General features: G+C 64.3%; 23 protein-coding genes. 12 read left to right on the forward strand and 11 right to left on the reverse strand.

The window, feature by feature from the left end; all coding sequences use genetic code 11:
- Positions 1-5: 5 nt before the first annotated feature.
- The 3 genes from FJ972_RS14620 to FJ972_RS14630 form a co-directional block, all read right to left on the reverse strand.
- A complete protein-coding gene (locus FJ972_RS14620) occupies positions 6-1,850 on the reverse strand; it encodes an aminopeptidase P family protein (protein WP_140521203.1) in 1,845 nt (614 codons plus the stop codon).
- Between the two features lie 85 nt (positions 1,851-1,935).
- Positions 1,936-2,808 carry a 50S ribosomal protein L11 methyltransferase gene (locus tag FJ972_RS14625; RefSeq protein WP_140521202.1) on the reverse strand — a complete coding sequence of 291 codons (873 nt, stop codon included), beginning with the start codon at positions 2,806-2,808 and terminating at the stop codon, positions 1,936-1,938.
- 10 nt (positions 2,809-2,818) lie between these two features.
- Positions 2,819-3,397 carry an SCO family protein gene (locus tag FJ972_RS14630; protein ID WP_140521201.1) on the reverse strand — a complete coding sequence of 193 codons (579 nt, stop codon included), beginning with the start codon at positions 3,395-3,397 and terminating at the stop codon, positions 2,819-2,821.
- 220 nt (positions 3,398-3,617) lie between these two features.
- On the opposite strand from FJ972_RS14630, the gene FJ972_RS14635 reads away from it, so the two are divergent.
- The 3 genes from FJ972_RS14635 (at position 3,618) to FJ972_RS14645 (ending at position 5,484) form a co-directional block, all read left to right on the forward strand.
- Positions 3,618-4,121, forward strand: a complete 504-nt coding sequence (locus FJ972_RS14635) for a CreA family protein (protein WP_181168350.1) — start codon at positions 3,618-3,620, stop codon at positions 4,119-4,121.
- 79 nt (positions 4,122-4,200) lie between these two features.
- Complete coding sequence (locus tag FJ972_RS14640) at positions 4,201-4,842, forward strand: DapH/DapD/GlmU-related protein (protein ID WP_140516571.1); 642 nt, start codon at positions 4,201-4,203, stop codon at positions 4,840-4,842.
- A gap of 201 nt (positions 4,843-5,043) precedes the next feature.
- Positions 5,044-5,484 (forward strand): low affinity iron permease family protein, encoded by a 441-nt coding sequence (locus FJ972_RS14645; protein ID WP_181173455.1) that lies wholly within the window; start codon positions 5,044-5,046, stop codon positions 5,482-5,484.
- Between the two features lie 79 nt (positions 5,485-5,563).
- Here the strand turns inward: FJ972_RS14645 and FJ972_RS14650 are convergent, their stop codons facing one another.
- Positions 5,564-6,430 carry an SDR family NAD(P)-dependent oxidoreductase gene (locus FJ972_RS14650; RefSeq protein ID WP_140521199.1) on the reverse strand — a complete coding sequence of 289 codons (867 nt, stop codon included), beginning with the start codon at positions 6,428-6,430 and terminating at the stop codon, positions 5,564-5,566.
- Positions 6,431-6,588: 158 nt separating this feature from the next.
- Here FJ972_RS14650 and FJ972_RS14655 point away from each other — a divergent pair, with 158 nt between their 5' ends.
- Entirely contained in the window at positions 6,589-6,870 is a 282-nt protein-coding gene (locus FJ972_RS14655; protein ID WP_140521198.1) for a hypothetical protein, read from the forward strand.
- Positions 6,871-6,874: 4 nt separating this feature from the next.
- Here the strand turns inward: FJ972_RS14655 and FJ972_RS14660 are convergent, their stop codons facing one another.
- Positions 6,875-7,450, reverse strand: coding sequence for a TMEM175 family protein (locus FJ972_RS14660; protein ID WP_140495258.1), 576 nt, complete (start codon positions 7,448-7,450; stop codon positions 6,875-6,877).
- 237 nt (positions 7,451-7,687) lie between these two features.
- Between FJ972_RS14660 and FJ972_RS14665 the strand changes: the two genes are divergently transcribed.
- Both FJ972_RS14665 and FJ972_RS14670 read left to right on the forward strand, forming a co-directional pair.
- Positions 7,688-8,092, forward strand: coding sequence for an SH3 domain-containing protein (locus FJ972_RS14665; RefSeq protein WP_140521197.1), 405 nt, complete (start codon positions 7,688-7,690; stop codon positions 8,090-8,092).
- Positions 8,093-8,289: 197 nt separating this feature from the next.
- On the forward strand, positions 8,290-9,498 hold the full coding sequence (locus FJ972_RS14670; protein ID WP_140521196.1) for an MFS transporter: 1,209 nt from the start codon (positions 8,290-8,292) through the stop codon (positions 9,496-9,498).
- A 12-nt stretch (positions 9,499-9,510) separates the two neighbouring features.
- Here the strand turns inward: FJ972_RS14670 and FJ972_RS14675 are convergent, their stop codons facing one another.
- Together FJ972_RS14675 and FJ972_RS14680 are read right to left on the reverse strand one after the other, a co-directional pair.
- Positions 9,511-10,983 carry an MATE family efflux transporter gene (locus FJ972_RS14675; protein WP_140521195.1) on the reverse strand — a complete coding sequence of 491 codons (1,473 nt, stop codon included), beginning with the start codon at positions 10,981-10,983 and terminating at the stop codon, positions 9,511-9,513.
- Positions 10,984-11,151: 168 nt separating this feature from the next.
- Positions 11,152-12,642 (reverse strand): esterase-like activity of phytase family protein, encoded by a 1,491-nt coding sequence (locus tag FJ972_RS14680; RefSeq protein WP_140521194.1) that lies wholly within the window; start codon positions 12,640-12,642, stop codon positions 11,152-11,154.
- Between the two features lie 303 nt (positions 12,643-12,945).
- On the opposite strand from FJ972_RS14680, the gene FJ972_RS14685 reads away from it, so the two are divergent.
- From FJ972_RS14685 to FJ972_RS14695, 3 genes are all read left to right on the forward strand, one after another.
- Positions 12,946-15,357: a GcvT family protein gene (locus tag FJ972_RS14685; protein ID WP_140521193.1), complete on the forward strand. Its 2,412-nt coding sequence runs from the start codon at positions 12,946-12,948 to the stop codon at positions 15,355-15,357.
- 12 nt (positions 15,358-15,369) lie between these two features.
- Positions 15,370-16,923, forward strand: a complete 1,554-nt coding sequence (locus FJ972_RS14690; protein WP_140521192.1) for a trimethylamine methyltransferase family protein — start codon at positions 15,370-15,372, stop codon at positions 16,921-16,923.
- Between the two features lie 123 nt (positions 16,924-17,046).
- Positions 17,047-17,361: a hypothetical protein gene (locus tag FJ972_RS14695; RefSeq protein ID WP_140495272.1), complete on the forward strand. Its 315-nt coding sequence runs from the start codon at positions 17,047-17,049 to the stop codon at positions 17,359-17,361.
- Positions 17,362-17,547: 186 nt separating this feature from the next.
- Here the strand turns inward: FJ972_RS14695 and FJ972_RS14700 are convergent, their stop codons facing one another.
- Positions 17,548-20,232 carry an ATP-dependent helicase gene (locus FJ972_RS14700; protein WP_140521191.1) on the reverse strand — a complete coding sequence of 895 codons (2,685 nt, stop codon included), beginning with the start codon at positions 20,230-20,232 and terminating at the stop codon, positions 17,548-17,550.
- Between the two features lie 182 nt (positions 20,233-20,414).
- Here FJ972_RS14700 and FJ972_RS14705 point away from each other — a divergent pair, with 182 nt between their 5' ends.
- Positions 20,415-22,730: a glucose/quinate/shikimate family membrane-bound PQQ-dependent dehydrogenase gene (locus FJ972_RS14705; RefSeq protein ID WP_140521190.1), complete on the forward strand. Its 2,316-nt coding sequence runs from the start codon at positions 20,415-20,417 to the stop codon at positions 22,728-22,730.
- Between the two features lie 30 nt (positions 22,731-22,760).
- Here FJ972_RS14705 and FJ972_RS14710 read toward each other — a convergent pair whose 3' ends face one another.
- Entirely contained in the window at positions 22,761-23,195 is a 435-nt protein-coding gene (locus tag FJ972_RS14710) for a hypothetical protein (protein ID WP_140521189.1), read from the reverse strand.
- 4 nt (positions 23,196-23,199) lie between these two features.
- Positions 23,200-23,355 (reverse strand): hypothetical protein, encoded by a 156-nt coding sequence (locus FJ972_RS14715; RefSeq protein ID WP_181171994.1) that lies wholly within the window; start codon positions 23,353-23,355, stop codon positions 23,200-23,202.
- 232 nt (positions 23,356-23,587) lie between these two features.
- Between FJ972_RS14715 and FJ972_RS14720 the strand changes: the two genes are divergently transcribed.
- Positions 23,588-24,487 (forward strand): dienelactone hydrolase family protein, encoded by a 900-nt coding sequence (locus FJ972_RS14720; RefSeq protein WP_140521188.1) that lies wholly within the window; start codon positions 23,588-23,590, stop codon positions 24,485-24,487.
- Positions 24,488-24,495: 8 nt separating this feature from the next.
- Here FJ972_RS14720 and FJ972_RS14725 read toward each other — a convergent pair whose 3' ends face one another.
- Complete coding sequence (locus tag FJ972_RS14725) at positions 24,496-25,395, reverse strand: EamA family transporter (protein WP_140521187.1); 900 nt, start codon at positions 25,393-25,395, stop codon at positions 24,496-24,498.
- Positions 25,396-25,484: 89 nt separating this feature from the next.
- Between FJ972_RS14725 and FJ972_RS14730 the strand changes: the two genes are divergently transcribed.
- Positions 25,485-25,964, forward strand: coding sequence for an Lrp/AsnC family transcriptional regulator (locus FJ972_RS14730; RefSeq protein WP_140521186.1), 480 nt, complete (start codon positions 25,485-25,487; stop codon positions 25,962-25,964).
- Positions 25,965-25,992: the final 28 nt, after the last annotated feature.

Here is a 25,992-nt window from a genome sequence, read left to right on the forward strand (position 1 = left end):
CGCACTCAAATCTTAGCGCCATGCGGTAACGGCGCCGTTGCCTTTTCCAGCCAGGCCAGCGTCTCGCCGTCGAGCATCGGGCCGATCTCGGCCAGCACGCGGGCGTGGTAGGTGTCGAGCCAATGCAGCTCGTCGCGGGTCAACAAATCCGAGCGCACCAGCCTGACATCGATCGGCGCCAGGGTCAGCGTCTCGAAACCGTGCATGGCGATGTCGCCGCCGTCGATCTGCTCGGCCGGCGTCACCAGGATGAGGTTCTCGATGCGGATGCCGTAAGAACCTTCCTTGTAATAGCCCGGCTCGTTGGACAGCATCATGCCTTCGAGCAGCTTTTCGGTGCCCGTGCGGGCGATGCGTTGCGGGCCTTCGTGCACCGCCAGATAAGAGCCGACGCCATGGCCGGTGCCGTGGGCGAAGTCGCAGCCGTGCTTCCACAGCGCCATGCGGGCGACGGCGTCGATTTCCGAGCCGCGCGTGCCGGCGGGGAAACGCAGCGTGGAAATGCCGATCATGCCTTTCAGCACGAGCGTGAAGCGTTCGCGCATTTCCTCGGTCGGCTGGCCGATCGGCACGGTGCGGGTGATGTCGGTGGTGCCGTCCTGATATTGGGCGCCGGAATCGAGCAGGAACAGCTCGCCGGCCTGGAGCTTGCGGCTGGTGGCGCGTGAGACGCGGTAGTGCATGATGGCGCCATTCGGGCCGGCGCCCGAAATGGTGTCGAAGGAGACGTCGCGCAGCGGCATTTGCGTTTCCTCGCCGGTCTGCCGGCGCGTCTCTTCCAGCCGGGTGACGACCGCGATCTCGTCGAGCGAGCCGGGCTTCTGGCGGTCGAGCCAGCACAAAAGCTTCGCCACCGCCGCGCCATCGCGCCGATGCGCGGCGCGCGAGCCGTTGATCTCGGCCTGGTTCTTGGTGGCGCGCGGGATGCGGGCCGGGTCGGGAGCGGCAATCACCTCGCCGCCATTGTCCTCGACCAGCATGCGCAGCCTGTAGGCGGCCAAAACGGGGTCTAGCGCGATTTTCGCGCCGCTCTTGGCCAGCGCCACGACCGCGGCCTCGAATTCACCGGGCTCATGGGGCTCGGCAAGCTGGGTGAGATACGCCGCAACCTGGCGCGAGAATTTTCGGCTGTCCATGAATAGCCGGTGCCGTCCGTCGGCAGCGAGGACAGCGAAGCCGAGCGCCAGCGGCGTGTGCGGTACGTCGCCGCCACGGATGTTGAAGGCCCAGGCAATCGAGGAGGGATCCGTCAGCACCGCATGGGTGGCGCCCTCCTGGCCGATCGCCGCCGCCAGCCGCGCCAGCTTGTCCTTGGCGAGCTCGCCGGCAAAACCGATGGGATGGAGTTCGACAGGAGCGACCGGTGCATCCGGCTGATCCTTCCAGATTATGTCGATCGGGTTCGCCTCGAGCGGCACCAGCACGGCGCCGGTCTTTTCGGCCGAGGCCCGCAGCGCCTTGACCTCGCCGATCGTGTGCAGCCAGGGGTCGAAGCCGAGCCGCGCGCCCTTGCCGAGGTTATCCTTGAGCCAATTTGCAGGCGGATTGTCGACCAGGCTCTCGATCGAGAAGATACCGAGATCAACCTCGCCGCGCACCTGCAGCGTGTAGCGTCCGTCGACGAAGATGAAGGCGCGGTCGCGCAGGATGATGGCAACGCCGGCGGAGCCGCTGAAGCCGGTCAGCCATTTTAGCCGCGCCGAGCGGTCGGCGACATATTCGCCCTGATGCTCGTCGGCGCGGGGAACGACAAATCCATCCAGGCCGTTTTCCGCCAGCCATTGGCGCAGCAGCGCCACGCGCGGTCTGCCGACGGCCGGATTGCCAGCGGAATCAAAGGTCTGGAACATGGTGGCGTCTCCCTCGGATAGTGCCGACCGTAGCGCATGGAGCTGGAAACCGGAATCGATTTCAGCAGGGCCAGACGGGGCTGCGTCACCGTTTGAGATGGATCGTCACCCAGCCTTCGCGGTGCAGCGTTCTGACATGGCGAAAGCTCTGGCCGACATAGGCGGAGATCACCGCGTCGCGCTGCCGGTCGAGGATGCCTGACAGCACCAGCGAGCCGCCGAGGCTGATGTGTCGCGCCATTTCCGGCGCAAGCCGCATCAGCGGCCGCGCCAATATGTTGGCGACGATCAGGTCGAAAGGCGCACGCCTGGCAAAGATCGGATGGTGGAATCCGGGTGCGGTCACTGTTTCCACCAGCGCCTTGACGTGGTTGAGCCGCGCATTGGCGGCGGCAACGCTTACCGCCACCGGATCGATGTCGGTCGCCAGCACGGGAATATGGAAGAGCTTGGCCACAGCGATGGCCAGCACCGCGCTGCCGGTGCCGAGATCGAGCGCGTTGCGCGGCCGCTCGCGCCGCGTCACCTTTTCCAGCATTTCCAGGCATCCGGCGGTGGTGCCGTGGTGGCCGGTGCCGAAGGCCAGCCCCGCTTCGATCTCGATGGCAAGCTCGCCACTGTGGCGTTTGCGGCGATCATGCGCGCCATGCACGAAGAAACGGCCGGCACGCACCGGTTTCAGCCCTTCCAGCGAGCGCGCCACCCAGTCGATATCGGGCAAGGTCTCGCGCTCGACCGGCCTGGACAGGGCTAGCCCTGCCAGAATGTCCTTCACCCGCGCCTCGACCGCATCCACATCGCCGTCGGCATAGAGAGAGACTTCATGAATGTCCGCGTCCTCATCGACCTCCAGCACGGCTATCGGCAAGCCTTCGTCCTCAAAGGCGGCATCGAGGGCGGCGAAAATTCTGGTGGATTCGATCTTGCCGGCGGTGAAATGGAGCCGCGTCTGGGTCATGGATTTCGCATCAGCCCTTGGCCGCGAGGCGTTTGAGCTTTTCCACCGCGGTGTCGGCGCTTTCGCCATAGGCGATCGTGCCGGCGAAATCGCCCTTGCCGTTGAGCAGCAGCACCGAGGCGGTATGGTCCATCGTGTAGTCGCCGTCGCCGGTGTCGACTTTCTTCCAGTAGATGCCGAAGGACTTCGCCATGGCGTGGACCTTGTCCGGGTCGCCCGATATGCCGGTGATGCGGTCAGAGAAATTGCTGACATAGGCGTTCATGACCGCGGGGGTGTCGCGCTCCGGATCGACCGAGACGAAGTAGGCATGCAGGTTCTTGCCATCGTCACCAAGCGTCTTCAGCCAGCCGGACAGTTCGAACAGCGTGGTCGGGCAGACCTCTGGGCAATGGGTGAAGCCGAAGAAGACGACGCTGGGGTGGCCCCGGAAGGCGGCCTCGGTGATCGGCGTGCCTTTCTGGTCGACCAGCGCAAAGGCGGCACCGAAAGGCTCGCCGCCATAGTGGCCGCGATACCAGTCGAAGGTCAGCCAGCCTATGCCGGCCGCCATCAGGACGAGAATGCCGATCAGTATTGAGCGCATCATCCGCAGGATTCCGTCTTGTAATTTCATCGGCATGCCGGCCATGGCCAGGCAGCCCTCGGTTCGGCGAACAGTCTTAGCGGTTCGACCGGGTACACGCAAAGGTGCCGCGTTGACGCAACCGGCCATGACCTATGCCGGCGTTTTGATCGGGGCCGCCGGCTTGCAATGCAACGTCCTTCGCCCCACCTGAGACCGGCAAACTTGAACCTCGGAGGCTATCTTGCAACGACTGATTGGGCGAAATCTGATCGGCGGCGCCCTGGCCGCGTGCGTTGTCCTTGGCGCCGGTGCCGCAGTCGCCGATGAAGTCGGCAAGGTCGGCGTCGACTGGCTCGGCAACGACATCATCGTCGAAGCGATCAAGGACCCGAAGGTGGACGGCGTCACCTGCCACGTGTCCTATTTCGACCGCGGCATCATCGACCGCCTGCACAAGGGCAACTGGTTCGAGGATCCTTCCGATTCCTCGATTTCGTGCCGCCAGACCGGTCCGATCACCATCGGCGACATCGACATGAGCGAAGGCGGCGAGGAGGTGTTCAAGCAAGGCATCAGCCTGATCTGGAAGAAGCAGGTGGTGAACCGCATCTACGACAAGGCCAACGAGACGCTGATCTACCTCTCGCATTCGCGCCAGGTGCAGAACGGCTCGGCCAAGATGTCGGTCACCACCGTGCCGCTCTACGGCCAGAACGTGGTGTGGACCAAGGGCAAGCCGAAATAGATGTTCTTTCGTGCAATTGACCTGACCGACAATTGCTCCCGGCTTGCGGGAGCTATTGCTCTGACGTAAAGCCGCCCGCATGGACCGTTCCGAAAATCTCGTGCTGAAAGATCCTGAGCCGCGTATCCATCCGACGGCGGAGCTGAAAGCATGCAAGCTCGGTCGCTACGCCTCGATCGGCGAGCGGGTGGTGCTGCGCGAAGTGAGCGTCGGCGATTTTTCCTATTTCGAGCGGCACGCCGAGGCGATCTACACGAACATCGGCAAATTCTGCTCGATTGCCGCCAACAGCCGCATCAATGCGCTGGATCATCCGATCGAGCGACTGACCCAGCACAAGGTCAGCTACCGGCCCAACGAATATTTCCGCTGGCTGGGCGTCGATGCCGTCTTCCGCGAACGGCGCCAGGCGAAGGCGGTGAGCATCGGCCATGACGTGTGGATCGGCCACGGGGCCGTGATCATGCCCGGCCTCACCATCGGCAATGGCGCCGTCGTCGGCGCCAATGCCGTCGTCACGCATGACGTGCCGCCCTATACGATCGTCGCCGGGGTGCCGGCCAAGCCGCTTCGGCCGCGCTTCGCAGCCGATGTCGCGGCGCGGATCGAGGCTCTCGCCTGGTGGGACTGGCCGGTCGAAAAGCTCGCCAGCGCCGTTCCCGACATGCAGGCCATGACCATCGAGACCTTCCTGGACCGCTGGGAAAATCACGCCGCGTGAGTGACGCCGGCGCGGCTGAAGAGCACGCGCATTTGCGCCAAAGGCGCGCTTCAGGGAACCACTGTGCGAGCGCTCCGGACTGAACCCCTTCCGTCATGCATTCGATTGCGGCGGTTGTATTTCTTTCCGATGGGAACCCGATATGGCCGCCGGTTGTTCCTTCCGGCGTACCGCACGGCGCGGCGCTGTTTGAGGGACCCCATGATCGAGAAGCTCTTCACCAAAATCGCCAACCGGGTAGCCCACCTTGCGGGGCTGTCGCCGACATTCGCACTCTGCTGCCTGATCGTCATCATCTGGGCAGTAAGCGGCCCACTCTTCGCCTTCTCGGACACTTGGCAACTGGTGATCAACACCGGGACGACGATCATCACCTTCCTGATGGTGTTTCTCATCCAAAACACCCAGAATCGAGACGGCGCGGCAATCCAGGCCAAACTGGACGAGTTGATCCGGGTCAGCGAAGCCAAGAACACCTTCATCGGTATCGAGCATCTGACCGAAGCCGAGGTCCAGGAGATCCGTGCCAAATGCGAGCGGGCAGCGAAGCGGCATGACGAGAAAATCGCGGCCGAAGCTGCCAAGAAAGCCGTGGCGTCAAAGAGCAAACCGAAAAAGCAGGTGGCTCGAAGCACCGGCTGAAACCGGTTAACCCCCAAGGGTTCCGTCGTTGCTCGAATGCGACCCGATCCGAACACCGGCTCTCATTTTTCGGACATGCTCATTGCTTCATGAATGCCGCGAAGGCATCCTTGTGGTCGGGGTGCCAGCGCGACAGAGCAGGGCGATTTTCGATGATGTCGCCGATCGCCCAGGCCATGCGTTTCTCATCCAGCGGACGCGTCACCTCGTTGTCAGGGCACAGGATGTAGAAGTCGCGCTTTGTCAGGGATTCCAGCATGAAATCAATGACCTGTTCGCCGGTCCAGGCGCCGGCCGGCTTCTCGGTCGCACCCTCGGTCAGGCCGGTATAGGTGAAGCCCGGGATCAGCAGATGCGCCGACAGATGGGCACCCGGTTCGTTGCGCAGGGCATGCGCCAGTCCCTCGGTAAAGGTCTTCACGCCGGCCTTGGAGACGTTGTAGGCAAGGTTTCCAGGCGGCGTGGTGATGCCTTGCTTGGAGCCGGTGTTGACGATCAGACCCGGCTGGCGGGCTCCCAGCATGCGGGGCACGAAGGCTTCGACGCCATGCACGACACCCCAGAAATTGATGTCCAGCAGCTGCTTCCAAGCGTCGCGGTTCTCCCACGGCTTGCCCGGGTTGTTGCCGACACCAGCATTGTTCATCAGCAGCGACACATTGCCGAAGGCGCCAAAGGCTCTTTCGGCGAGACGATCCACGTCTTGTGCCTTCGAAACGTCGGCGGCGACGGCCAGCACGGCATCGTCGCCGGCGATCGCGGAAACAACACGGGCCGCATCCTCAAGACGCGGGCCGGCGATATCGGCGAGCACGATCTTCATGCCAATGAGAGCCAGCCGCTTCGCGGCCGCAAGACCAATGCCGCTGGCAGCACCGGTAATGACGGCGGCATTGCCCGAACCAAGCGCGGGCAAAGCGGTCTGGAGTTCTGCGTCGGTCAGCATGGGCGGCGGATTCCTTCTTGCGATGGCGCCGAACTTAGCGCCGGAGCGGGCTGGCGCAAGCCTCCACGCGCCTGGCTGCGCTTCAGCAGCCTGCTGGGGCGGGTTGACCGGTCCAGCCGAGACTGCGCATGGTGCCTCGCAAAAAGGAGATTTCCCGATTGATGGACTGGATCGAAATCCTGAAGCAGCAGACCACCATTGGCGATCAGATGAGCCGCGAAGTGCCGCAGATGCTGGCAAACCCCGAGATCAACGAAGCACAGGTGAAGACGCTGTTTTCCGCCTTGGAAAAACAGGCGGATTTCGTCGAGAAGCTGCGCATGGCGCTGGAAAAGTTCGGCCATGACTTTGCGGTCATCAAGGCGGCGGAACGGCTGGAAGAGCGCTACGCCGATCTTGCCGCGTCGGTGGCCGAGAAGCTGAAAGCGATGCGCGAATAGATCCCTATTTTTCGATCACGCGTGCGAAACGCCGGTCCGGCACAAGCCAGACCAGGGCAACCAGTACATAGATCGCGACGCCGATCCACTGGCTGATGAAGGTCAGCGGGATGGCGCAGAGATAGGCGACAAGCGAGATCTTGCCCTTGCGGTCGTTGCCGATCGCCCTGGCAAAGGCCGTATCGTTGCCGTGCAATCGGTGAAGCGTCACGACGAGAATGAAGTAGGCGATGGCGCACAGCGCAAGATCGGCGCCGTAGACGGCGACCGGCACCGGCGCGAAGTGGTTTTCGCCCATGAAGGCCGTCGTCACCGGCATCAGCGACAGCCAGAACAGGAGATTGAGGTTCGCCCACAACACGCGGCCGTCGACCCGCTGCACGGTGTGGAACATATTGTGCAAATTGTTCCAGTAAAGGCCGACGTTGATGAAGGACAGCACGTAGCTGAAGAAGATCGGCCATAGCGGCAGCAAGGCCGAGAGATCCTCGCCATGCGGCACCTTCAGTTCAAGCACCATGATGGTGATGATGATGGCCACGACGCCGTCGGTGAATGCCTCGACCCTGCCTTTGCCCATGATTTGCGCCCTATGTCCGGTGTCGATCGTTGAAGATGGTAAATCGTTAGCTGATGTTGTCAGGCCGATAAACGCCATCCGGGGAATTTCTCAACTATATCAGGGGAAACTCTCCCGCCAGGCCGGCTCGCGGCAATGGTTTGCTGTGGCAAATTGTTGACTTTTCTTGCCACAGTCCTCCATCGAAGACAGCCTCGGCTGAATCACATAAGGCCGAGCGATCGAATGGAGTGACTGATGAGATTTCGATTTCTGCTCTGCCTCGCGACCATTCTGGCCGCCATCCTCGGCACGTCGGCCGCCGCGTTCGCCTACAGCGCCCACACCACCACCAACCTCAACGTGCGCTCCGGGCCCGGGGCGGGATATGCCAAGGTGGGGACGCTGCCAGTCGGCTACAGGGTGAACGTCACCGGCTGCCAGCCGGGTTGGTGCAGAATCCATGGCGGCGGCCTCAGCGGCTGGGCCAGTTCCGGCTATCTCTCGCGGGCCCATGTCGTTCGCCCGCCAGTGATCATCGTGCGCCCGCCGCATGGTCCGCCGCACTGGCAGCATCGGCCGCACCGTCCTCCGCACCATCGCCCACCGCACAAACCGCGTCCCGGGAAGTGCAAGATCGCACCAGGTTTCTCCTGCAAATAACGGATTGCAGCGGGGTCACACGACAGGATGTCGTGACGGATCGGAACCATCGGCTCCGACACGAGCCTGTTCAGCCAACGGGTTTCCCGGTCCAGACAACGTCCGTCATGCTGTCAGGAGCCCGCCGGCCGGCCGGAACGTCGGGAGTAAGGGCGCGTTAAGGTCGCGATCCCTGAAACTGATGAAGAGGTTTGGCCATGGCCATTCGTGACTTGGCGCATACGCGCAACGAAGCAGGCGGCGAGGCTCTCGCAATCCCGGTGGTCGCCACAATGATCGCCGTTCTGTTTGCCGGCAGCACGGTGCTGACGCCGCTGTACATCATCTACAAGCAGCAATTCGGCTTTTCACAGATCACGCTAACGCTGGTCTACGCGGTCTATGTCGTCGGCAATCTCGGCGCCCTGCTGATGTTGGGCGGCGCGTCGGATGTCGTTGGGCGCCGGCCTGCCGCTCTCGCGGCCATGATCGTCGCCATCGCCAGCGCGCTTGTCTTTCTGTTCGCCAACAATGTCGTTCTGCTCGATGTGGCGCGCGTCCTGAGCGGGCTTGGCATCGGTGTCGGCGCGGGGACCGGAACGGCATGGATCGCCGAGCTTCTCCCCGGCGCTGACAAGGCGCGCGCCAGCGTCATTGCCACCAGCACCAATTTCCTGGGCCTCGGTTTCGGCGCACTCGTCTCGGGATTGTTGGCGCAGTATGAACCGTGGCCCTTGCGCCTGGTCTTCATCGTCTATCTGGCGGCGCTTGTATTCGTCTCCATCCTGGTCTGGCGTACACGCGAAACGGTGGCGGAGCCTGGCGGCCTCGGGCAGATTTCCATGCGGCCGCACTTTGCCGTGCCGGATGAAATCCGCGCGCGCTTCGTCGCGCCGGCGGTGACCGGTTTCGGCGCCATGGCGCTGGTCGGCTTCTATGCCGCGGTGGCGCCAAGCATCCTGGCGCAGCAACTGCATGAGACGAACCATGCTGTCGCCGGTGCGCTGTTCTTCGAATTGGCGATCGTCACCGCGCTCAGCATCGTAGCGCTGAAGCAAATGCAGAGCGGCAAGGCCATGCTGACCGCGCTGGCGTTGATGATTCCCAGCATCCTCATGGTGGTGGCGGCGCAGATGCTGGCGTCGATGGCGCTGATGATCGCCGCCACCGCCTGCTGCGGCGTGACGGCCGCACTCGGCTATCGTGGCAGCCTGCAGGTGGTGAACGAGATCGCACCGGAGGATCGCCGCGCCGAAGTGGTATCCAGCTTCTTCATCTGCTGCTTTATCGGCAATGCCTTGCCCGTCATCGGTATTGGCATCATCTCGACCTATGCCAGCCCCATCGCGGCCAGCCTGGCGTTCGCCGGCATGATCATCGTGTTTGCGCTGGTCGCGCTGGGCTTTGGGTTGAAAAACAGGCCTTGAGAGCGGCCAGCTTCAGCCGTTCGGCGTCTCTGGGGAAAAATGCGCGCGCTGGCGCGGCACGCCGAGCCCGGTGTCGGGCGGCTCGCCGGCGGCCGGCCTGTTCTCGATCATGTGCAGGGTGCGCCAGCCGCCGAGACGGTAGTAGGCTGCGGCCAGCAGCAGGGAGGTGATCGAGCCGGCGGGGAAACTCCACCACAGCGCTTCCTCGCCGATCACATCCCGCATGAAATAGGCAAAGCCGGTGCGCACGACCAGCACCGAGATCACCAGTATGACCAGCGGCGGCATCACGGCGCCCGTGGCGCGCACAGTGGCGAACAGCACGATGGTGACGCCGAACAGGATGAACGACCAGGACGCGACGTTGTTGATGTGAGCAGCGATGTCTATCGCCGCGCTGTCGCGGCTCAGGAACAGGCTGAGGATCGAGCGGTCGAAGACCCATAGAAGTGCCACGAGAGCGCCGGTCAGCACCAGGTTGAAGCCGACGCCTGACGCTGCGATGCGGCTGATGCGGTCCCAGCGGCCGGCGCCGACATTCTGCGCCGCCATCGAGGACACGGCCGCGCCGATGGCGAGCGCGGGCATCTGGATGTAGGTCCATAACTGCGCGGCGATGCCGTAGGCGGCGGCCACCTGCGAACCGTAGGAATTGACGATGCCCATCACCGTCAGGGCCGCGGCCGAAATCACGATCATCTGCAAACCCATCGGCACCCCCTTGAAAACGACGACGCGCAGCAAGGCGGGATCCGGCCGCAGCAGCGCCAGATTGGCGCCGGCCAGACGCAGCGGGTGCTTACGGACATAGAGCACGATCAGGATGGCAATGACGCTCACTGTCTGGCCCACAAGCGTCGAGGTTGCCGAGCCGGCGATGCCGAGCTCTGGAAACGGCCCGATGCCGCGGATGAGCAGTGGGTTCAAGATGACATCGAGCACGACGGCGAGCGCCATGAAAAAGAACGGCGTGCGCGAATCGCCGGCGCCGCGCAGCACCGTCATCACAAAGGACAGAAGGTTCATCATCGGCACGGCCACGAAGATGATGCGCAAATAGGAGCGCGCCAGCGGCAAGGCGTCGGGCGGTGTGCCGAGCGCGCCCAGAATGGCGTCTACCCAGATCCAGCCGCAGACGGCGAACAGCACCGAGACGAAGAAGAAGAAGGTGGCGCTGGTGCCGACGATGCGGCGTGCCTCGGGGAGATCGCGGGCGCCGACCGATTGCGCCACCAGTATGGTGGCCGCCATGCCGATGCCGAACACGGTGCCGAGGATGAGGAACAGCACCAGATTGGCATTGGAGGTGGCGGTGAGCGCGGATTCGCCGAGGAAGCGGCCGACCCAGACGGCGTTTACAGAGCCGTTGAGCGATTGCAGCACGTTGGAGCCGAGCACCGGCAGGGCGAACAGCAGGAGCGTGCGCGGAATGGGGCCGCTGGTCAGGTCACCGGTGCGCCGGCGCGCGGGCATCTTTTCATCCATGGCGGGCAATCCGGCAAAGCTGGTTCTTTTGAGTCCGGCACGCAGGATACCGCAGGCCCGACCGGGATGCACCCTTGCGAAAGGAGCGACGGCGGGCAAAGCACGCCGTCGTGCATCCGATCAAGCTTGTCGGGCAGGAGGCGCCAGGCGGCGCCTGCTGCAAGATGCTTACTTCCTGGCGAGGCCGGGAAGCGTGACCTGATAGACAAGGAACATGGTGTCGACATCGGCGCCGTCCTCGGCCTTGTAGGGCGCGCCGACCTGGAAACCGTCCTGGGCGAGGAAATCGTTGTCGTTGGCGACGAACAGGAAATAGTCGTCGGGCAGCTTCGGATCGAGCACGCTCGCCAGCGACATCGCTTCCCACTTCTCCGAGAGGTTGTCCTTGTCATTGGGCGCGCCATTGTGCAGGCCGAAGCGGGCAAGCTCGGCCTTGTCGTTGATGTCGATGAACGGCGTCAGCCTTGCCGGCGTCACCGACGGATCGAGCACGCCCTTGGGCGCCACCGGCTTGTCGGCGGCATCGAAGGGACCGCCGGCGATGTCGGTCGCGCCGGAAAGGTCGACAATGTCGATCTTGCGATACAGCGACTCTTCGCCCTTCAGGCCCTGGCCATTGCCGCTGTCGCGCGCCAGCATCAGGAAAGCCGTGTCCGACAGCGCCACGATCTCGCTTTGCGCAGCCACCTTGGTCTTGCCCTTGGCGTCCTTGAACACCGGCAGCGGCACGACATATTCATGTGCCAGCTTGAGATGGGCAAGATCGGAGGCGTCATAGACCAGCGCCCTGGTGTTCTGGCGCGTCGAGGCCGAATCGCCGCCGTCCTGCCGGGTCGCCGACTGCAAGACCGCGATTACGAACTTGCCGTCCGGCGTCATTGCCATGCCTTCGAGGCCCTGATTGTTCTGGCGGCCGGTTTCGGGATCCTTTGGGTCGGGTTCGGCAGCACCTGGGCCCGGATTGTCGGAAGCAAAATTGGCCGTGCCGTGGCGCATCGGCACGAGCGCGGCCGGAGGCTGGGTCGCCGACATCAGACGGCCGTCGGCGGAGAAGCGGTAGATGTCGGGACCGTATTCGTCGGAGACGAGCATGGTGCCGTCGGGCAGCCGCACGATCGCCTCATTGTCGAGCGCGAGCTTGCCATTGTCGGCCCGCGGCAGGACAGGCATGTCGCCGGCGGCGGGACGCACGCCGTTCAGCGGGTCGAGACCGCTGGCGTCGGCACCGTTGTCGTCGGTCAAGAGCATGGTGTCGGCGAGCGTCGCCTTGACGCCGGTCTGCTCCTGGCCGGCCGCGGGCGCTAGACCTGGCGCCACCGGGGCGAACTCGATGTTGATCGTGTTGAGGCGCGGCCGGTAGTCGGTGGTACCGACGACGTTATAGCCGCGGTCGGGCAGTAGCCACAGCGAACCCTTGTAGGTGCCGGCATCATGCGTCCAGCCCGCGGTGTCGATCGACATGCCGGAGCCGGAGCCGAAGGTCTCGCCGAACCTGTCGCGCTGGCCGGCCGGGATACGGCCAACCCCCACCAGCCCTTTGTTGACGAAACTGGCGCCGCCGACGCTGGCCGAGCTGTCGGCGAAGGCGGGCAGCGAAACGGCCGAGGCCGCCAGCGCGGCGACCAGCAGCCGCAACGAGAATGAGCGTAGATGCGTCATGGATATCCCCTTGATGACAAAGCGCCGGGACGGCGGAATTCCGAGGTTGCCTGGGGGCGGCGAGGCTGCCGCCCTGGAGGGCCGCTTGTGCCCACGCCAAGCGGTCTAAGGCGCGAACATGATGCTTGCATGACAGTTGGTGACGCATTCGGGGCGGCCCGCCGCGACGCTGCTGGGGAAGTGCGACCGCGCCGGAAAATCGATCGTTCCGACACAGGTTCGACAGCGTCCAGGAGCTGTTCGCAGTACTAGACACTTATGTACAGTGCGTATATGGTGCCGGACAGTCCGGGGAGGGAAGTCTTGAAGTCTCACTACCGCGCAGTCGTCATCGGGGGAGGAGTGGTGGGCGCTTCGGTGCTCTATCACCTGGCGCGGTTCGGCTGGTCGGATGTGGCGCTGATCGAGCGCTGCGAATTGACGGCGGGCTCCACCTGGCATGCGGCGGCAGGGTTCCACGCGCTCAACGCCGATCCCAATGTCGCCGCGCTGCAGGATTACACCATCAACCTTTACCGCGAGATCGAGGCCGAATCCGGCCAGGACGTCGGCTTGCACATGACCGGCGGCGTCAACATCGCCAGCGATCCGGCACGCTGGGAGTGGCTGAAATCGGCCTGGGCGGTATTCCAGTCGGTCGGCATCGAAACCGCCCGGCTGGTGACGCCTGATGAGATCAAGGCGATCTGCCCGATCGTCGACGTCACCGGCGTGCTTGGCGGCCTCTACGATTCCAACGAGGGCCATCTCGACCCCTACGGCACGACGCATGCATATGTTGGTGCCGCCAGGAAGCGCGGTGCCGACGTCATCCTGCGCAACCGCGTGGTCGAGCTGAAGGCGCGGGCCGATGGCCATTGGGACGTGGTCACCGAGCAAGGCACCATCACCGCCGAGCACGTCGTGAATGCCGGTGGGCTGTGGGCCAAGCAACTTGGCCGCATGGCCGGGGTTGAACTGCCGGTGACGCCGATGGAGCACCATTATTTCGTCACCGAGGACATTCCGGAAGTCGCTGCCCTCGACAAGGAGATCGGCCTGGCCGTCGATCTCGACGGCTTTTCCTATCTGCGGCAGGAGCGCAAGGGCGTGCTGCTCGGCGTCTACGAGCAGAACCCGAAGCACTGGAACATGGACGGCGCGCCGTGGGATTACGGCATCGAGCTCATCCCCGAAGACATCGACCGCATCGGCCCGGAACTTGCCAAGGCGCATGAGCGCTTCCCTTGCCTGGCGACGGCAGGCATCCGCAAATGGGTCAACGGCGCCTTCACCTTCACCCCGGACGGCAATCCGATCGTCGGGCCGGTCCGCGGCCTGAAGAATTACTGGGTCGCCTGCGGCGTCATGGCCGGCTTCAGCCAGGGCGGCGGCGTCGGCAAGTCGCTGGCCGAGTGGATGATTTACGGCGAGCCGCAGGCCGACATTTTCGGCATGGACATCGCCCGCTACGGCGCCTTCGCCGCAAACCGGGAATATCTCAGGCAGACGACGCGACAGTTTTATTCTCGTCGTTTCGTCATGACCTTTCCCAACGAACGGCTGCCTGCGGGCCGGCCGCTGAAACGCCCCGGCGCCTATGACGGCATGAGTGCGGCGGGCTGCGAATGGACGGCTTCCTGGGGGCTGGAAATCCCCGCCTATTTCGCGCCGATGGGATTCCGCGAGGAGACGACGCTCAGGCGCTCCAACGCCTTCGACATCGTCGGTGACGAGGCGCTGCAAGTCCGGCGCGCCGCCGGCCTCATCGATATCTCGGCCTATGCGCGCTACGCGATCACGGGACCGGGCGCGGAGGCCTGGCTCGACAGGCTGCTGGCCTGCAGGCTGCCGAAGGCGGGACAGGCGAGGCTGGCGCCGATGCTCGGGCCGGACGGGCGGCTGAAGGGCGATCTCACCGTCTTCAACTGGGGCAATGGCGACTACTGGCTGATGGGCTCCTACTATCTGCGCGAATTTCACATGCGCTGGTTCGAAGCGCATATGGCTGAAGGCGTTTGCGTCACCGATATTTCAGATGCGATGTCCGGCTTCCTGGTCACCGGCCCCAATGCCAGAAAGATCGTCGAGCGCACGACGCACCAGGACATCTCCGCCAAAGCCTTGCCATTCATGGCATGCGGCGAATTCGACATCGGCATGGTGGGGGCGCGGATGGCTCGCCTTTCGATCGCCGGCGAGCTCGGCTTCGAGATCAACTGCCCGGCCACCATGCATGCCACATTGCGCGAAACGCTGCTTGCCGCCGGCGAGGATCTCGGCCTCGCCGAGATTGGCTATTACGCACTCAACGCGCTTCGGCTGGAAAAGAGCTTCGGCATCTGGTCGCGCGAATTCACGCAAGGCTACACGCCCGGCCAGACAGGTCTCGACCGCTTCATTGCTTTCGACAAGGGCGATTTCATTGGCCGCGAGGCGGCGCTGAAGGAACGCAAGGCCGGTGTTGCACGACGGATCGTGACGCTGGAAGTCGATGCCGTCGACGCGGACGCCAGCGGCTTCGAGCCGGTCTGGCACGGCGCTCGGCGCGTCGGCTTCGTCACCTCCGGCGGCTTTGGCTACACGATCGGCAAGAGCGTCGCGCTGGCGTTGGTGGATGACGATTTTGCCGAGGAAGGAACGGCGCTTTGCGTGCACATTGTCGGCACCGAGCGGCCGGCGCGTGTCATTCCGGCTTCGCCCTACGATCCCTTGGGCAAGGCGATGCGGCAATGAGGAGGTTTCGGGATGATCGATGACGCGGCACGCGAAGGCAGGCGCGAGCGCCGGCGAGGACGCATCGGCGAGGCCGGCAGCGAGGGCAGCCGCCGGCCCAATTACCGCTCTCTGAAGAACCCGTTCCTGCCGCAGCCAATCTTTTCGGACGACCACGTCGCCTCGATCCACGACACGGCGCTGCGCGTGCTGGAAGAGCTGGGCATCAAGGTTCTGCTGCCGCAGGCGCGCGACCTGCTCGCTCGCGCCGGCGCCCTGATCGACCCCGAAACCGACATGGTGCGGATCGGCCGCGACATGGTGGCGGCCGCACTGGCCTCGGCGCCAAAATCGATCCAGACCCATGCCGGTGACCGCTCCCGCGATCTGACGCTGGAACTCGGGTCGATGACCTTCCTGGCAGGGTGCGGCGCGCCGAACGTCACTGACCTCGAACGCGGCCGCCGACCAGGCACACTGGCGGCCTTCGAGGAGTTCATCAAGCTGGTGCAGCATTTCGACGTGCTGCACATGCTGGGACCTTGCGTCGAGCCGCAGGACATCGACAACCGTTTTCGCCACTACGCCGTCAACCGGGCGCAACTGACCCTGTCGGACAAGCTTCCCTTCATCTTCGCGCGCGGCACCCCGCAGGTCGACGATAGTTTCGACATGATCAGGTTGGCGCGCGGGCTGTCCGAGGACGAGTTCCGCTCGGGCGCCCATTGCTACACCGTCATCAACACCAATTCGCCGCGCCAGCTCGACATCCCGATGGCGCAAGGCATCATCGACTTCGCCAGGGCGGGCCAGGTCCTGATCATCACGCCCTTCTGCCTGGCGGGTGCGATGGCCCCGATCACGGTGGCCGGCGCGCTGACGCTGCAGCATGCCGAGGCGCTGGCCGGGTTGACGCTGGCGCAGATCGTGCGGCCGGGCGCTCCTGTCGTCTACGGCTCCTTCTCCTCCAATGTCGACATGAAATCGGGCGCGCCGGCCTTCGGCACGCCGGAGCATATCAAGGCGACGCTCGGAGCCGGCCAACTGGCGCGCTTCACCGGCCTGCCGTGGCGTTCGGGCGGCGGCAGCGCGGCCAACATCTCCGATGCGCAGGCGGCGCATGAGACGCAGTTTGCGCTGTGGGGCTCGGTGCTGGCAGGCGCCACCGTGTGCATCCATGCCGCCGGCTGGCTGGAGGGGGGGCTGAGCGTTTCCTTCGAAAAGCTGGTCACCGACATCGAGGCGTTGCAGACGGTGGCTGAACTGTGCGCCGCCACGCCCGGCGACGACGATGCCATCGGCTTCGAGGCGATCGCCGAAGTGCAGCCCGGCGGCCATTTCTTCTCGGCAGGTCACACCATGGCGCGCTACCGCACCGCCTTCTACGAGCCGCTGGTGGCCGACTGGTCGAATTTCGGCAACTGGACGCAGGCCGGTTCCAAGACCGCAACCGAACGCGCCACCGGTATCTGGAAGCGCATCCTCGCCGATTTCGAGCCGCCGGCGACGGCTATTGCCACATCAGCTGTGCTCGATGATTTCATCGCGCGCCGCACCGAACAGGGCGGGGCGGCGCCGGTATCGTGAGATAGCTTATTCCTCTCATCGTCCTGAATTGTGGGTGCGATCCGGAACCCGCTGCACCTCTCATGCATTCATGGGACGGCCGGTGCCTGCTCGCATTGCGAGCCATTGAGGGAGGACGACCACATGGGTTTCGACCAGTATCACGAACCGCCCGAAGAATTGTCGCAGGAGGTGCGAACCTTCGCCCGCATGATCACCTCGCTGATCGAGGAAGCGGAAGCGATCTCCTGGTACGAACAGCGCATGTCGGTGGAGAAGGACCCGCAGGCCCGCGCCATCATGAAGAACGCGCAAGGCGAGGAGTTCAAGCATTTCGGCATGGATCTCGAATTCCTGCTGCGTCAGAAGCAGGACTGGCGCGCGGAACTGAAGGAAATCCTGTTTACGACGGGAGATATCGTCAAGGCTGGCGAGGCGGGAGAGAAGAAGGTGGACTGAGCGGTCCGGCCCGGGTGACTACCGAAAGTTCCGTTCACTTCGGACGTCCACGCTATTGGAATTCATTCCAATCAATTTTAGCTGTGAAATCGCAAACATAATTAGGGTCAAAATCTACTTCGATTTTCACAAGAAAACCTCAGGATTTTTGACCAGCTCCTTACGCGAGTGAGTGTCCATTTTTTCTCACACAGCCGCGACAAACCCATCCAGCACGCGTTTCTGGCCGGCCTTGTCGAAGTCGATGGTCAGCTTGTTGCCTTCGATGGCCGCGATGTTGCCGTTGCCGAACTTCTGGTGGAAGACGCGGTCGCCGACGTTGAAGGGGGACGGCGTGTCGGCGACGGATTTGGCGACCAACTCGCCATCGATGGTGCGGCCCTTGATGCTCGTGCGGCCGGCGCCGTAGCCGCTGTCGGTCTCGCCATAGCCGATGCGCTCGATCTGATGGCCGGAGCGCGAGCCCCAGTTGCGATCGGTCGCTTCGGTGCGGTTCTGCTGCGCCCGCTGCCAGCCCGGCGTGGCGTAGCTGTTGGAGAAGGCACCGGATTTTTCGGCGCCGACATTGTCGAAGCGCGAGGCGCCATAGGGGTTCTGGCGGCCGCCCCGGCCGGAAGCGAACGAGCCGCCGCCATAGGAATTGCCGTAGCCGCCATAGGAGTTGCCGCTTTCGGCGACTTCGACATGGGTTTCAGGCAGTTCATCGAGGAAGCGGGAGGGAATCGTCGATTGCCACAGGCCGTGGATGCGGCGGTTGGAGACGAACCAGATGTGCAGGTTCTTCTTGGCACGGGTGACGCCGACATAGGCCAGTCGGCGCTCCTCCTCCAGGCCGGAACGGCCGCCTTCGTCCAGCGCGCGCTGGTGCGGGAAGAGGCCTTCCTCCCAGCCCGGCAGGAAAACGGTCTCGAATTCGAGGCCTTTGGCCGAATGCAGCGTCATGATGTTGACGGCGTCGAGTTCGGCGTTCTGCTCGGCATCCATGACCAGAGCGACATGTTCGAGGAAGGAGCGCAGCGATTCATACTCCTCCATGGAGCGGATCAGCTCCTTGAGGTTTTCCAGCCGGCCGGGCGCCTCGACCGAACGGTCGTTCTTCCACATGTCGGTGTAGCCGCTCTCTTCCAGGATGGTCTCGGCGAGCTCAGTATGCGGCGTGGTTTCCAGCGCCTTCTGCCAGCGTTCGAAATTGGCGGCGACCTCGCGCAATGCGGCGCGCGGCTTGGGCTTCAATTCATCGCTCTCGGCGAGCTTGGCAGCGGCTTCCAGCATCGGTACACGCAGCGCGCGGGCCGTGTCGTGGATCTGACGGATGGTGGTTTCGCCGAGGCCGCGCTTGGGCACATTGACGATGCGCTCGAAGGCGAGATCGTCGGCGCCTTGCGCGACGACGCGGAAGAAGGCAAGCGCGTCGCGGATCTCCATGCGCTCATAGAAGCGCGGGCCGCCAATGACGCGGTAGTTGAGACCGAGCGTGACGAAGCGGTCCTCGAACTCGCGCATCTGGAAGGACGCCCGCACCAGGATCGCCATGTCGTTGAGATTGTGCTTCTGGCGCTGATAAGCCTCGATGGTCTCGCCGACAGCGCGCGCTTCCTCCTCGGAATCCCAGGCTGCGTGGACGTTGACCTTGCCATCCTCGGGATCGTCGCGATCGGTGAACAGCGTCTTGCCGAAGCGGCCTTCATTGTGGGCGATGAGGTGCGAAGCGGCGCCGAGGATATGCGCGGTGGAACGATAATTGCGCTCCAGCCGGATGATGGTGGCGCCGGGAAAATCCTTGTCGAAGCGCAGGATGTTGTCGACCTCCGCGCCGCGCCAGCCATAGATCGACTGGTCGTCGTCGCCGACGCAGCAGATGTTTACTTTGTTTTCGCTCACGGGCTGTTCCGCGCCTGCCGGCGCGGGCCCGACCCCTCTTTTCTGCGCGCCTTCGGCGTCGCGGGAGGGGCTTCGCAAAGGCTCGGACGCCCGGTCGGGCTTGCGGCCTTCGGCCGAATGCAAATCCGTAGACGTCGCGCTACGCCCGCTATTTGGCCGCTGCGCCAGGAGCCGCAGCCACATGTATTGCGCGGTGTTGGTGTCCTGGTACTCGTCGACGAGAATGTATCTGAACCGCTTATGATACTCCTTCAGCACGTCCGGATTGGCGCGGAAGATGCGGATAGGGTGGCAGAGCAGATCGCCGAAATCGCAGGCGTTCAGCGTCTGCAGGCGCTCCTGATAGGCCTTGTAGAGCTCGCGGCCCTTGCCGTTGGCGAAACTGCGCGCATCGCCCTCGGCGATATCAGCCGGGCCTTGCCCCTTGTTCTTCCAGCCGTCGATCATCTGCGCGAACTGCTTGGCCGGCCAGCGCTTGTCGTCGAGGCCCTCGGCCTGGATCAATTGCTTGATCAGCCGCACGACGTCGTCGGTGTCGAGGATGGTGAAGTCGGATTTCAGCCCGGCAAGCTCGGCGTGCCTGCGCAGGAGCTTGACGCCGATCGAGTGGAAGGTACCGAGCCAGGGCATGCCCTCGACATTGCCTTCGCCGATCAGGATGCCTATGCGCTGCTTCATCTCGCGCGCGGCCTTGTTGGTGAAGGTCACGGCCAGGATCTGCGAGGGAAAGGCTTTTCCGGTCGCCAGGATGTGGGCGATGCGGGTGGTCAAGACGCGCGTCTTGCCGGTGCCGGCGCCGGCCAGCACCAGAACGGGACCTTCGGTGGTTTCCACCGCCAGCCGCTGCTCGGGGTTCAACCCCTTGAGATAGTCGGGCGCGTTGTTGTGGCCGCTGCGGGCAGCCATGGCGCGCGCGGCGATGCCCGACGGGGCGGTGGGCCGCGCATCGGGTTCATCGAAAAAGGGCATGTCTTCGGAAAAGCCGGACATCGCCCCCGAATGTAGTGATTCGGCAGAGAAAGACCAGAACTGTCTACGTTTTGTTCCACCCCTGATTGTTTCCGGCCTGCTTGACAGGCAGGGCGGGTGAGGGAAAGCTGCGCAAAGGGCAGGGAGGGGATCCTGTTGCCCACGGCCGCCTCGAGGCGCGCAACAGTCGAAGGAGTATCATCTTGGCTGTCACCATCACCTCCCTCATTCTCCTCCTCATCGGCCTCGCGCTTGGCGCCGGCGGCATCTGGTTGGCTTCACTGGGAGGTAGCTGGTACTACATCATATCAGGCATCGCCTTCCTCATCACCGCATGGCTGCTCTACCGGCGCAGATCCACCGCGCTCTGGCTCTACGCCGCGATCGTGCTGGGCACGCTTGCCTGGGCGGTCTGGGAAATCGGCTTCGACTGGTGGGAACTCGGGCCGCGCGGCGGCATCATCGTGCTCGTCGCGTTGTGGCTGCTGACGCCGTGGGCGAGGCGGGGCCTTGTTGGTCCCGATGGCCGCGCGCCGCTCATTCTCGCCGTTTTGGCGTCGCTGGCGGTCGCCGGCTATTCAATGACGACCGATCCCAAGGATATTGCCGGCAATCTCGACACCGACAAGGTGACCCCGGCGGCCGATCTAGGCGGCGACATACCTGCCGGCGAATGGCACTTCTACGGCCGTACACCCTATGGCCAGCGCTATTCGCCGCTCGACCAGATCACGCCGGAGAACGTCGCCAACCTGCAGCCGGCTTGGACTTATCGCACCGGCGACGTGAAAGGTCCCGACGATGTCGGCGAGACCACCTATCAGGTGACGCCGCTGAAGATCGCCGATACGCTCTACATCTGCACGCCGCACAATTTCGCCATCGCCATCGACGCCGCCACGGGCAAGGAGAAGTGGCGCTACGATCCCCAGGTCAAGCTCGACAAGGACCGCCAGCACCAGACCTGCCGCGGCGTCTCCTACTACGCCGACGCCAAGATCGGTGCCGGGCAGCCTTGCGCCGCGCGTGTCTACCTGCCGACTTCGGACGCGCGGCTGATCGCGCTCGACGCCGCCAACGGTCAGGTCTGTCCGTCCTTTGCCGAAGGCGGCACGCTGAACCTTCTGACCGGCATGCCTTATCCCAAGTCCGGCTATTACTATTCGACCTCGGCGCCGCTGATATCGGGCGGCAAGATCATCGTCGGCGGCGCGGTCAACGACAATTATTCGACGCAGGAGCCGTCCGGCGTCATCCGCGCCTTCGATGCCTCCACCGGGGCGCTGATCTGGAACTGGGATTCCGGCAATCCCGACCAGACCACGCCGCTGGCGGCAGGCCAGACCTACACCGCCAATTCGCCCAACATGTGGTCGACGCCGAGTGCCGACGAAAAGCTCGGTCTGCTCTACATACCGCTCGGCAACCAGACGCCGGACCAGCTCGGCGCCGGCCGCAGCGCCAATGTCGAGAAATTCTCCTCCTCGATCACCGCGCTCGACCTCAATACGGGGCAATTGAAATGGGTGCGCCAGACCGTGCATCATGACCTTTGGGACATGGATGTGCCGGCGCAGCCGAGCCTTGTCGACATCACCAAGACCGACGGCACGGTCGTGCCGGCGCTGGTCGGGCCGACCAAGCAGGGCGACCTCTACGTGCTCGACCGGCGCACCGGCGAGCCGGTCATCCCGGTCAAGGAAGTGCCGGCGCCCGGCGGCGCCATCGAAGGCGACCACACATCGCCCACGCAGCCGGTGTCGGACCTTTCCTTCAATCCGCAGCCGCTGACCGATGCCGACATGTGGGGCATCACCATGTTCGACCAGCTGGCGTGCCGGATTGCGTTGCACAGGCTGCGCTATGAGGGCCGCTACACGCCGCCATCGCTGCAGGGCACGCTGGTCTATCCCGGCAATTTCGGCGTCTTCAACTGGGGCGGCGTGGCGGTCGATCCGGTCCGGCAGGTGCTGTTCGGCATGCCGACCTATCTCGCCTTCACCTCCAGGCTTGTGCCCCGCGCGGACGTGCCGCCGCCAGGCGACGCCAAGGGCAGCGAGCAGGGGCTGAACCGAAATGACGGCGCTCCTTATGCGGTGGTGATGGGACCGTTCCTGTCGCCGCTCGGCATTCCGTGCCAGGCGCCACCATGGGGCTATGTCGCCGGCGCCGACCTCAGGACCGGACAGATCGTTTACAAGCACAGGAACGGCACGGTCTACGACATGACGCCGCTGCCTTTGCCGCTGAAGGTCGGCGTGCCCGGCATTGGCGGGCCGATGATCACCGCCGGCGGGGTGGCTTTCCTCGGCGCCGCGGTCGACGACTACCTGCGCGCCTACGACCTGACCTCAGGCAGGCAGCTCTGGCAGGCGCGCCTGCCAGCCGGCGGGCAATCGACGCCGATGACCTATACGGTGGCTGACGGGCGCCAGTTCGTGGTCATCGTCGCCGGCGGCCATGGCTCGGTCGGCACCAAGCCCGGCGATTATGTAATGGCATACGCACTGCCGAAGTAAGGAATGGGTTCGGTCCCGCAGGATCGCGCCCTAGCTGATTCCGAGATGGCTCTTCAGGCTTGGCACCGAGCCGAGCACTTCATTGGTGAGATCAGGCCCGGCCGCGGCTTCGGCCTGTTGGATCAGCGTGGCGCCAGCCTGCCTGATCTGCGCCATGTCGAGGCCGGAGGCCTTGAGCGCGGCGACGCCGTTGATCAGTGCGCCGGCCTTTTCGCCGAGAACACCGCCCAGCGCGCCTTGCAGTGAGGACAGCAGGCCGCCACCGCCGGCCGCGCCGGCGGCCATGACGTCGTATTGGCGGGCGAGATCGTCGGCGCCGGGAATCTTGGCGAAGAAACCCGAGACGTTGGTGCCTTCCGCCTCGTGCTCCAGCACCGAGAAGATGGTGCCGACGACTTTCTCGGTCGTTGCCTGGTCGAGGCCCGCCTTTTGCGAGACGGTGTTGAGAATATCCTGGACGTTCATGGTCTCACCTCAAATTTGGGAATTTCGGGTCCGTGCAGTGGTCCCGGCCGATGCGAAGCTCGATCATCGACCGCCTGCCTGCGTCCGCAAGCCTGAAGCGTAATGCCTGAGCGGCGGCCAGGGCAAGGACGAACGCGCTGGTGAGGATCGGCATGGTCATCGGCGGCGCTCCTTCTGGTCGGGACGGGATGGCACGGCGCATCGGTAGCACGCAGTTTCCCTTATTGTTGTGGCAGGTGCCTGCAGGATTCATGGCGATGACCAAAATGTGATGTGGGCGCCGACATTGCCGGCTGCGGGCAATGCTCGCCGCAGCGCCCATCCAGGCTGGACCGGGCCAGCCGCGCTCCTATGTAGCTCCGGTACTGAAGCTTGAAGCCGAGGAATGCGCCATGACCAAAGCAGCCGCCACTAGACCCGCAAAGCCTGGGATCACCCAGGCGATGATCGACGCCTATGACGAATACACGCATCTGACACTCGATCGCCGCCGCTTCATGGAGCAGCTGACCCGGCTTGCCGGGTCAGGGGCGGCGGCCGCGGCGATCGCACCGATGCTGGCGGCGAATTCCGCCCAGGCGGCCATCGTCGCCGAGAACGATCCCCGCGTGAAAGGCCAGGACATCACCTATCCCGGCGCCGGCGGCGAGATGAAGGGCTATCTGGTCAAGCCGGCGGATCAGACGGGCAAGCTCGGCACCGTCATCGTCATCCACGAAAACAGGGGGCTCAACCCGCATATACGCGACGTCGCCCGGCGCGTGGCGCTGGAGGGGTTCGTGGCGCTCGCTCCGGATTTCCTATCGCCACTCGGCGAGACGCCCGCCGACGAGGACAAGGCGCGCGACATGTTCACCAAGCTGGATCCGGCGCAGACCGTCGCCAATGGCGTCGCGACGGTGGCTTTCCTCAAGGCCGACAAGGACGGCAACGGCAAGGTCGGTGTCGTCGGTTTCTGCTGGGGCGGCGGCACGGCCAACATGCTCGCCGTGAACGCGCCTGATCTGGCGGCAAGTGTCGCCTATTACGGCATGCAGCCGAAGGCCGCGGACGTTTCCAAGATAAAGGCGGCGCTGCTGCTGCACTATGCCGGATTGGACAAACGCACCAATGCCGGCATCGACGCCTTCAAGAAGGAACTCGATGCCGCGCATGTCGAATACACGGTCTATGTCTATGAAGGCGCCAATCACGCCTTCAACAATGACACTTCGGCAGCGCGCTATGACAAGAAGGCGGCTGATCTCGCCTGGGGCCGGACCGTCGCCTTCCTGAAGGAGAAACTGGCTTAGCACAGGATCTACTGCGTGCTCGCCGGCCTGTGCAAGGCGACGCCGGCCACCACCAGCGCAATACCGATGCAGTCGCTGATGCCGGGGATCTGGCGCAGCACGAGAATGCCGATCAGCGTCGCGGTGACTGGCAGCAGCGACAGCATCAGCGCGAAGCTCGACCGCGGCAGCCGCGCCATGGCGAGCTGGTCGCAGATATAGGGGATGACCGAGGAGCAGATGCCGACGCCGATGGCCGCCAGCAGCAGCGGCGCGGAGAAAAAGGCGGGCAACGCGTCGGTGAGGCCGATCGGCAGCACGACCAGGAAGGCCACGGCCATGGCGGCGCCGAGCCCGGCAATGCCGCCGCCGGCGCCTGAAGCGGCGACGCGGTGGCCAAGCACGATATAGCCCACAAACAGCGCGCCGTTGAGGAAGGCCCAGAACAGGCCGAGGGGATCGCTGGACCATTTGACGTCGATCAGCAGCAAGGTGCCGGCCACGGCGACGGCAAGGGCAGCGAGATTGCGCGCGCTTCGGAGACCGACCAGCGCGACGCCGATGGTGCCGACGAATTCGATCGCGGCCACCAGCGAAATCGGCAGGCGGTCGAGCGCCAGATAGAAGGAGCAGTTCATTACTGCGAGACAGGCGCCGAAGGCGAGCAGCAGCAGCCGTGTCGACCGATCGGCCTGGGCGAAGGTCCGCCACGGACGCGTCAGCGGCGCGAAGATCAAGGCGGCGGTGGCGATGCGCAGCCAGGCCATGCCAAGCACGCCGATCTGCGCAAACAAAAGCACGGCGAAGGCAGGGCCGAGATAGTGGAACACGGCGCTGACACAGAACCAGACATGCGGCGGCAGCGACGTCGGCAGGCTGGTAAAGGCCGCACCTGTGGGCGTGGTTTGGACTTGCGTCCGATCGTTCATCGGATCAGTATCGCAGGTATTTTTTCCGTCTGATATGGGTCGTGGTCGTTCAGGGACCTCGGTCGCTTTCCGGATGCAAGGAGTTTTTGATGAAGCGCCTTCGAAACGAAAATCTCGACCTCGACGCGGTCGATCTGAAGATACTGCGCCTGCTGGAAAAAGATGCGCGCGCCAGCACGGCCGAGCTGGCGCGCGCCGTCGGCCTGTCGGCGCCGAGCGTGTCCGAGCGTGTCAAGCAGCTTCAGGAGAGCGGCGTCATCGAAGCCTATTGCGTGCGGATCAATCCGGCGGCGCTTGGCCTGAACCTGTCGGCATGGCTGCGCATCAGGCCGGTGCCGGGGCAGCTCGCCGTCGTGGCCGAGATCATCCGCGACCTACCCGAGATCGCGCAATGCGACCGGGTAACCGGCGAGGACTGTTTCATCGCGCTGGCGCATGTCGGCTCGGTGGCCGAACTCGAACGGGTGATCGACCGTATCATTCCCTACGCGATGACCAACACGGCGATCATCCAGTCTTCGCCGGTGGCGGCGCGCTCGCCGCTGGCGGCGATCAGGCGGCAGGGTTGAGGTCAAACGCCCGGAATGTCGTCAATGG

The sequence above is a fragment of the Mesorhizobium sp. B2-1-1 genome, from assembly GCF_006442975.2.
In the GTDB taxonomy this organism is placed as follows: Bacteria; Pseudomonadota; Alphaproteobacteria; order Rhizobiales; family Rhizobiaceae; genus Mesorhizobium.

Bases quoted from the DNA above. Each gene is read 5' to 3' on its own strand.
- FJ972_RS14695 (WP_140495272.1), top strand. From the start codon at position 17,047: ATGGGTTTCGACCAGTATCACGAACCGCCCGAAGAATTGTCGCAGGAG.
- FJ972_RS14670 (WP_140521196.1), top strand. From the start codon at position 8,290: ATGGCCATTCGTGACTTGGCGCATACGCGCAACGAAGCAGGCGGCGAG.
- FJ972_RS14650 (WP_140521199.1), bottom strand. From the start codon at position 6,430: ATGCTGACCGACGCAGAACTCCAGACCGCTTTGCCCGCGCTTGGTTCG.
- FJ972_RS14630 (WP_140521201.1), bottom strand. From the start codon at position 3,397: ATGATGCGCTCAATACTGATCGGCATTCTCGTCCTGATGGCGGCCGGC.
- FJ972_RS14690 (WP_140521192.1), top strand. From the start codon at position 15,370: ATGATCGATGACGCGGCACGCGAAGGCAGGCGCGAGCGCCGGCGAGGA.
- FJ972_RS14680 (WP_140521194.1), bottom strand. From the start codon at position 12,642: ATGACGCATCTACGCTCATTCTCGTTGCGGCTGCTGGTCGCCGCGCTG.
- FJ972_RS14700 (WP_140521191.1), bottom strand. From the start codon at position 20,232: ATGTCCGGCTTTTCCGAAGACATGCCCTTTTTCGATGAACCCGATGCG.
- FJ972_RS14660 (WP_140495258.1), bottom strand. From the start codon at position 7,450: ATGGGCAAAGGCAGGGTCGAGGCATTCACCGACGGCGTCGTGGCCATC.
- FJ972_RS14620 (WP_140521203.1), bottom strand. From the start codon at position 1,850: ATGTTCCAGACCTTTGATTCCGCTGGCAATCCGGCCGTCGGCAGACCG.
- FJ972_RS14715 (WP_181171994.1), bottom strand. From the start codon at position 23,355: ATGACCATGCCGATCCTCACCAGCGCGTTCGTCCTTGCCCTGGCCGCC.
- FJ972_RS14665 (WP_140521197.1), top strand. From the start codon at position 7,688: ATGAGATTTCGATTTCTGCTCTGCCTCGCGACCATTCTGGCCGCCATC.
- FJ972_RS14625 (WP_140521202.1), bottom strand. From the start codon at position 2,808: ATGACCCAGACGCGGCTCCATTTCACCGCCGGCAAGATCGAATCCACC.
- FJ972_RS14675 (WP_140521195.1), bottom strand. From the start codon at position 10,983: ATGGATGAAAAGATGCCCGCGCGCCGGCGCACCGGTGACCTGACCAGC.
- FJ972_RS14710 (WP_140521189.1), bottom strand. From the start codon at position 23,195: ATGAACGTCCAGGATATTCTCAACACCGTCTCGCAAAAGGCGGGCCTC.
- FJ972_RS14725 (WP_140521187.1), bottom strand. From the start codon at position 25,395: ATGAACGATCGGACGCAAGTCCAAACCACGCCCACAGGTGCGGCCTTT.
- FJ972_RS14645 (WP_181173455.1), top strand. From the start codon at position 5,044: ATGATCGAGAAGCTCTTCACCAAAATCGCCAACCGGGTAGCCCACCTT.
- FJ972_RS14720 (WP_140521188.1), top strand. From the start codon at position 23,588: ATGACCAAAGCAGCCGCCACTAGACCCGCAAAGCCTGGGATCACCCAG.
- FJ972_RS14640 (WP_140516571.1), top strand. From the start codon at position 4,201: ATGGACCGTTCCGAAAATCTCGTGCTGAAAGATCCTGAGCCGCGTATC.
- FJ972_RS14730 (WP_140521186.1), top strand. From the start codon at position 25,485: ATGAAGCGCCTTCGAAACGAAAATCTCGACCTCGACGCGGTCGATCTG.